The sequence below is a fragment of the Bacteroidia bacterium genome (assembly GCA_019695265.1).
Classification (GTDB): Bacteria; Bacteroidota; Bacteroidia; order JAIBAJ01; family JAIBAJ01; genus JAIBAJ01.
Genome location: JAIBAJ010000144.1, coordinates 1 through 6,467, shown reverse-complemented (window position 1 = coordinate 6,467; position 6,467 = coordinate 1). Strand labels below are relative to the sequence as shown.

Annotated in this window: 7 protein-coding genes; 6 read left to right on the top strand and 1 reads right to left on the bottom strand. The window is 40.3% G+C overall.

The genetic code is table 11. The features are described from left to right. The 3 genes from K1X82_14240 to K1X82_14230 form a co-directional block, all read left to right on the top strand. Window positions 1-854, top strand: an 854-nt coding sequence (locus K1X82_14240) for a gliding motility-associated C-terminal domain-containing protein (protein ID MBX7183267.1), incomplete at its 5' end; no start/stop codon positions are given. 7 nt (window positions 855-861) lie between these two features. Beyond that, window positions 862-1,635, top strand: coding sequence for a nucleoside triphosphate pyrophosphohydrolase (gene mazG, locus K1X82_14235; protein MBX7183266.1), 774 nt, complete (start codon window positions 862-864; stop codon window positions 1,633-1,635). A gap of 14 nt (window positions 1,636-1,649) precedes the next feature. Beyond that, entirely contained in the window at window positions 1,650-2,885 is a 1,236-nt protein-coding gene (locus tag K1X82_14230) for a PorV/PorQ family protein (protein ID MBX7183265.1), read from the top strand. A gap of 29 nt (window positions 2,886-2,914) precedes the next feature. Here K1X82_14230 and K1X82_14225 read toward each other — a convergent pair whose 3' ends face one another. Beyond that, a complete protein-coding gene (locus K1X82_14225; protein MBX7183264.1) occupies window positions 2,915-3,100 on the bottom strand; it encodes a hypothetical protein in 186 nt (61 codons plus the stop codon). Window positions 3,101-3,118: 18 nt separating this feature from the next. Here K1X82_14225 and K1X82_14220 point away from each other — a divergent pair, with 18 nt between their 5' ends. The 3 genes from K1X82_14220 (at window position 3,119) to K1X82_14210 (ending at window position 6,233) form a co-directional block, all read left to right on the top strand. Further along, window positions 3,119-4,018, top strand: a complete 900-nt coding sequence (locus tag K1X82_14220; protein ID MBX7183263.1) for a pyridoxal-phosphate dependent enzyme — start codon at window positions 3,119-3,121, stop codon at window positions 4,016-4,018. A gap of 92 nt (window positions 4,019-4,110) precedes the next feature. Further along, entirely contained in the window at window positions 4,111-5,382 is a 1,272-nt protein-coding gene (locus K1X82_14215; GenBank protein ID MBX7183262.1) for an adenylosuccinate synthase, read from the top strand. 656 nt (window positions 5,383-6,038) lie between these two features. Continuing rightward, window positions 6,039-6,233 carry a hypothetical protein gene (locus tag K1X82_14210; GenBank protein ID MBX7183261.1) on the top strand — a complete coding sequence of 65 codons (195 nt, stop codon included), beginning with the start codon at window positions 6,039-6,041 and terminating at the stop codon, window positions 6,231-6,233. The last annotated feature ends 234 nt before the right edge of the window (window positions 6,234-6,467 follow it).

The following is a 6,467-nucleotide window of genomic DNA, read 5'->3' as shown; positions in this document are numbered from 1 at the left end:
CGTTTATATCTAATCCAATGGCATTCCCGGTGGTATCAACAGAATATATAGTCACTGTTACAGATAACAACGGTTGTTCCGATGCAGATACCATGGAAGTAAATGTGTTTAGTTTGCAAATAGAAGGTGATACCACCATTTGCCAAGGCGATACCATTGAATTTCCACTTCCTCCCGGAACTACATTCACCTGGGATCCAACCACCGGAGTAGGAGGTGGGTTAGATACGGCCTTGTTATTCCCTAATTCTTCAATAACTTATACAGTAACTGCCACAAATACCCTGGCAGGATGTATCACTAACGGACAAATTTCAGTGAATGTTTTGCCATCTGCCAATGCTAATTTCACGGTTAAGTATATGCCCGGTTGTGATAGTTTAGTGGTTAGAACCTTTAATAATTCTACCAATGCCAATTCTTATCTCTGGTCTTGGGGGGATTCATTAAAGTGGAGCGAACTTTACAATCCCGTTTTGTTTTTGCCTTATGGAAATGGCAGGGAAATAACCTTGATTGCGGTGGCTTCCAATGGTTGCAATGATACCTTAACCATTGATTCCAGCAATGTCGTTTTTGATGATAGTTTAATGGCCATGGTTCCCAATGTGTTTTCTCCGAATAACGATGGAACCAATGATTGTTTTAGGCCGGAGGTAGCAGGTTGGTTTGAAAATTGCTTTCTATTATATGTATACAACCGTTGGGGTGAATTGATTTTTGAAAGTTATAGGGAAGGTCATTGTTGGGATGGAAGAACCAAGGCCGGGAACTTTGCTATGGAAGGAACTTATTTCTACGTGGCCAAGGTAAGGGATCTGGAATTTAAAGGTTATGTTCAATTAATTAAGTAGAAACAGTATGGATTATTCGCGTGAAAAGGAACAGTTTGAGCGATTGTTAATTATTATGGATGAGCTCAGGGAGAAGTGTCCTTGGGATAAAAAGCAAACCATTGAAACATTGCGTCCATTAACCATTGAAGAAACATATGAATTGGCAGACGCAATTCTCGATAAGGATTACGAGAATATCAAAAAAGAACTAGGAGATATCCTGCTTCACTTGGTATTCTATGCCAGAATAGGAAGAGAACAAGGTGAATTTACCATGGCAGATTCGATTGATTCGCTCTGCCAAAAGTTAATTCACAGGCATCCGCACATATACGGGGAAGTGAAGGTGGATAATGAAGATCAGGTTAAAGAAAATTGGGAGAAGCTTAAACTTAAAGAAGGTAATAAATCGATTCTGGCAGGTGTGCCAAAATCGCTACCTGCCATGGTAAAGGCAACTCGTATTCAGGAAAAGGCCAGAGCCGTTGGTTTTGACTGGGAAGATAAAAGCCAGGTTTGGGATAAGGTAAACGAAGAATTGGCAGAATTGAAAGTTGAAATAGAAAATAATAGTCCAAAAGAAAAGCTGGAAGATGAATTGGGCGATGTGTTGTTTTCAATGATCAACTATGCTCGCTTTTTGAACCTTGATCCGGAAAGTGCGTTGGAAAGAACCAATAAGAAATTTATTAAACGTTTTAATTACTTGGAAGCCGAATCTAAAAAAGACGGAAAGGAGCTTACTGAAATGAGTCTGGCTGAAATGGATATTTATTGGAATAAAGCCAAAAGTCTTTAATCATACTTTGTACTTTGAAGGAATTGTTTCCAAATTGGTTTGAAAATATAAATTGGTTGGTTTTTTTTCAAGTACCAAACACACGAATATGGATATTACTTATTGGTTTGGTAGGAGGGAGATGTTATTTTTCTAAAGCCCAATCATCTGCCTACAATTATATTCGTTTTACAGAGGATTTTTTAAGTCATCCGAATGATATTGAATCCAATGGTATGGCCGGATTAGGAATGGTTTCCTCTAATCCTATGTCTATGCAAGGAATTAGTCATAACCCGGCTTTGCTTGCTAAAAAGAAAAAATATTGGTATGCCAGAATAAATAACTCATTTACCAAAACCAGCCTATTCAATAATGATTTGGATTTAACTTACCTATCGGGAGCCGTATCTCATGGTTTCGATTCCCTGCAAGGTTTAGCATTGGATTTCAACTACTATGGATTTGGATATATTGCCCAATATGATTCAGTTACCAGTACTTTGAATAAGTATTATTCCAGGAACTATTCGGTTGGAATTAGGTATGCCAGGCAAATAACTTCCAGATGCAAAGTCGGACTTGGTTTAAAATATTTTTACACCAACTATGGTGTTGGTTTTAAAGTTAACGGTAAGGATATTGTTGCTCAAGGTATTGCTACAGATTGGGGTATCAACTGGAGCGATAACAAATCTCTTCCCAATGGCAATAGGCTGAGCTGGGGAATTGGAATCATGCTTCAAAACATGGGCCCCAAAGTTGGCATACCTAATTTGTCGGTTTCAAAAGCCTTTTTACCGCAAAATTTTAGGTTGGGAGCAAACCTTTGCCTGTTAGGTAAGGATTTACCCAATTCCCTGCATTTGGTTGTTGGGTATGAGTTAAACAAATGGCTGGTACCAACTCCTCCTCTACGAAATGGCTCCACAATAATAAAGGGCAAAGACAACAATGTTTCTTCCTTTGTCGGTACCTTTCAATCCTTTGCGGATGCTCCTTTTGGATTTAAAGAAGAATTAGCTGAAATCAATCACCTGCTAGGATTAGAATTGCATCAAAAGGTCGATAAAAAATGGTTTTGGGCTGTTCGTGGCGGGTATTCTCATTCCCCTAAATCCAAGGGTGGAATACCACATTTTACCTTGGGAGCAACCCTGGCTTATCGCGAATTTTCCTTGGCTTGCTTCGTTAAAATAAATCCGGACTATAAAACTACCATCGTCGATCAACCTTTGGGTTTTCAATTGGCCTACTTTTTTGACCGTTAGAATGGATTGGCCAGGAATGATCGTTTCCTTTATTCCGGCTTCTTCTTCTTAATTATTCTCCCTGTTGCCTTGTCGTAACCGTACGGGCAATGTTTACATCCACTCTGACAGCAATAACCTCGTTTTAAATGATAGGTTTCTGTGAATACCAAATAGCCTTCCGCTGTGGTATAAAAATCTTCTTCAGTTAAATTTCGGTATTTGGGAGGTAACATATTTCTTTGCAAAGGTAAATGTCAATTTCTATTTCTACTTCTTTTCAACTGCCTTCTCCTCTTCAACAGGTTTCTCACCCATTGTTTAAAAAATATGGAGTGGAATTGAGCGTTAAGCGCGACGATTTAATTCATCCAGAAGTGTCCGGAAATAAATGGCGCAAATTGGTTTATAATATCAGAGAAGCTGAATTACAAGGTAAAACCACCATACTTACCTTTGGTGGACCTTACTCTAACCACCTTTACGCCACTGCTAAAGCATGCCAACTCTTAGGTTTCAGGTCTATCGGAATTATTAGGGGAAATTATTTTCCGCAATTAAGTTCAACCCTGGAGTTTGCTCAATCCTGTGGTATGAAGCTGCATTTTGTGAGTAAGTCCGAGTTTGACAGTCGCCTGAATTTGGGTTTCATAGAAGATTTAGAAAATAGGTTTGGTGAATTTTACTTGGTTCCGGAGGGTGGTGCCAATTCTTTTGGAGTACAAGGTTGCAGCGAAATACTTACTGAAATAAGCTCTCCATTTGATTGGGTTGCAACAGCCTGTGGAACAGCAACAACCTTAGCCGGTTTAATTCTGGGTTTAAAGCCCGGGCAGAAGGCCTTGGGCGTTTCGGTTCTAAAGGACGGTGGTAGTCTGGAAAAGTATGTTGAGACCATGATTTTAGGAAGGCAGGCCGATTGGGAGATAGTACACCAATACGCAGGTAATGGCTATGCCAAAGTGGATGAGAGCCTAAAAAAGTTTAAACCTGAATTTGAAAATCAAACCGGAATCCCGCTCGATTGGGTATATACTGCCAAGCTTTTTTTCGCACTAACCGAAGAACTTAAAAAGGGTAGGTGGAAGCCGGGAACCAAAATTTTAGCCTTGCATACCGGTGGTTTACAAGGAAATGATGGATTTTTGCCCTGATTTTGTTTATAACATGTCCATAAACCTTAGCTATTGAAGCTAATCCCAAGGTTTCTTCATCGTAATTTCGGCACTTATTTTTGAAAAATAACATGAGCAAGGTTGATGTTTTACTTGGTTTGCAATGGGGCGACGAAGGAAAAGGAAAAATTGTAGATGTAATCACGCCCAAATACGATGTGGTTGCCAGGTTTCAAGGGGGACCCAATGCCGGCCATACCCTGGAGTTTAATGGTCGTAAACACGTTCTTCATACCATTCCTTCCGGCATTTTCAGAGATGGAATTGTTAATGTGGTTGGTAACGGGGTTGTTATAGATCCGGTCATTTTCAAAAAAGAAATTTCAGGCCTGAATGAGCAAGGACTCGATGTAAGCGATCGCCTTCAAATTTCTACCCGGGCCCACCTGATTTTGCCTTCTCACCGCATGTTAGACGCTGCGGCAGAAGCTGCCAAAGGAACAGCAAAAATCGGTTCAACACTCAAAGGAATTGGTCCAACCTATATGGATAAAACCGGTAGAAACGGAATTCGGGTTGGCGATATCTTTGAAAAGGATTTTGAAAAAAAAGTAGACTTTCTTCTCGAAAAGCACAAGCAAATTCTGGATTTCCATCAGTTCGATTATACCGAACTCAGCTCCTTACTCGATACCTGGATGAATTCCCTGGATGAAATCAGAAAATTAAAGGTCATTAACAGCGAGTACGAAATTAACCATTGGTTAAGTCAAGGTCGTAAAATTTTGGCTGAAGGTGCCCAGGGTAGTCTGTTGGATATCGACTTTGGAACCTATCCATTTGTTACTTCTTCCAACACCGTTTGTGCCGGAGCCTGCACCGGACTTGGCATTGCTCCCAATAAAATTGGTGAAGTTTATGGAATTTTTAAGGCTTACAGTACCCGTGTCGGAAGTGGTCCTTTCCCTACCGAGTTGTTGAATGAAACCGGTGAAGCCATTCGTGCCAAAGGACGTGAGTTTGGAAGTACTACCGGACGTCCGCGCCGTTGTGGTTGGTTAGATTTACCTTCTTTGAACTATGCTATTATGATCAACGGGGTAACCCAATTATTGATGATGAAGGCCGATGTTTTAAGTGGTTTTGAAACCTTACAAATATGCACTGAATATTGCGTAAATGGAGTTAACCAGGCCGGAATACCGTTTGATATGAACACTGCCGACATCAATCCGGTTTACCAGCCTGTGAAGGGGTGGATGAGTGATTTAACCGGTATTACCTCCGAAGAATTTTTCCCCGACGAACTCAGCCAATACATCCGTTTCATTGAGGAGCGCACCAAAACTCCTATTTCTTTGGTTAGTTTAGGTCCCGACAGAAGTCAAACCGTAATTCGGTAATTTATTTGTTGATTGTTTTGGCGGGCCCCTTCCGCCCAACCGGGTTTTTGCAAGTAATCCAGGTTACGGTTGGGGGGCGTTCAGGTCACGCTATCGGCTGTAGTCCTCGTCGCACTTGGCTAGCGCCGCGTGCTCCTGTGGGCTACTTGCCTCTATCGTTGCCCGAGGGTGCAAACCCCAACGGTATTGTTTTGATCAGGCAGCGGGTGGTTCAAAAGCTAAGTGAACAGAAAAAAATCAGAATCCCCATTTGGGTTTAAAACTTGCCATGTTTCAGACTGAGGTTTCGAAGCATGTCGGAATCTTCGACACAGTTTCGTAAAATTAAGGAACGAAATTACTCTTGCCTTCATGAGAATAGTTCCGCTGCGCTGCACTTCGGTTAAGCCCTTATATGTTAGTGGTAGTTATTTTTCTGAGATGGAAATAATTCAGAGTGATAATGTGGTGATTTGAAGTGAAGCAATCGCATATATCGAAGGGAATCCTCACTAAATATTAATCTATAACCTTTTTTCATTTGCTGTGATTGCAGAGTAGTATCCATAAATATCTTGGTCAAGGAGATGTCCATTGAATCTTTGTTGTATATTATAGTCTTAATATTTTTAATAGTTTGTTGGCAAGGAGGGGCTATTTCCGAGTGAATTTGTCTAATGGCTATACTGTCTGGAAGGGAAGAGTGGAGTAAACGATATTCGCTTACCTCAACAATCAATTGTATGTCGCATGAGTCTGGAATTATTGCCAAGGCCATCGTTTGCATACTGTCATTGATAGAATCTTGTATAGTTCTGCAGCTTATTAGTGAAAAAAGTGCAATGGCTACTAAGATGTTCTTCATTCTATAATTCTGACTAACGGTTTCGGTAAGGAACCATAAGCGAATTTACAGATAAAAGTTCAATCGAAGCCCAAAACTTAGGCAACAAATAAAAGTTAATTAAAAGCCCAAAAACGCTTATGGCATTTGCACCGTGTTGAACAAAAGCTTCGCTAGCCCCTTTAGACTATTCACGACCTAAAAATAAGCATATTCCGTAGATAAAAGTCAACTTTAATTTTAAAAAAGATGACTTTTAAAA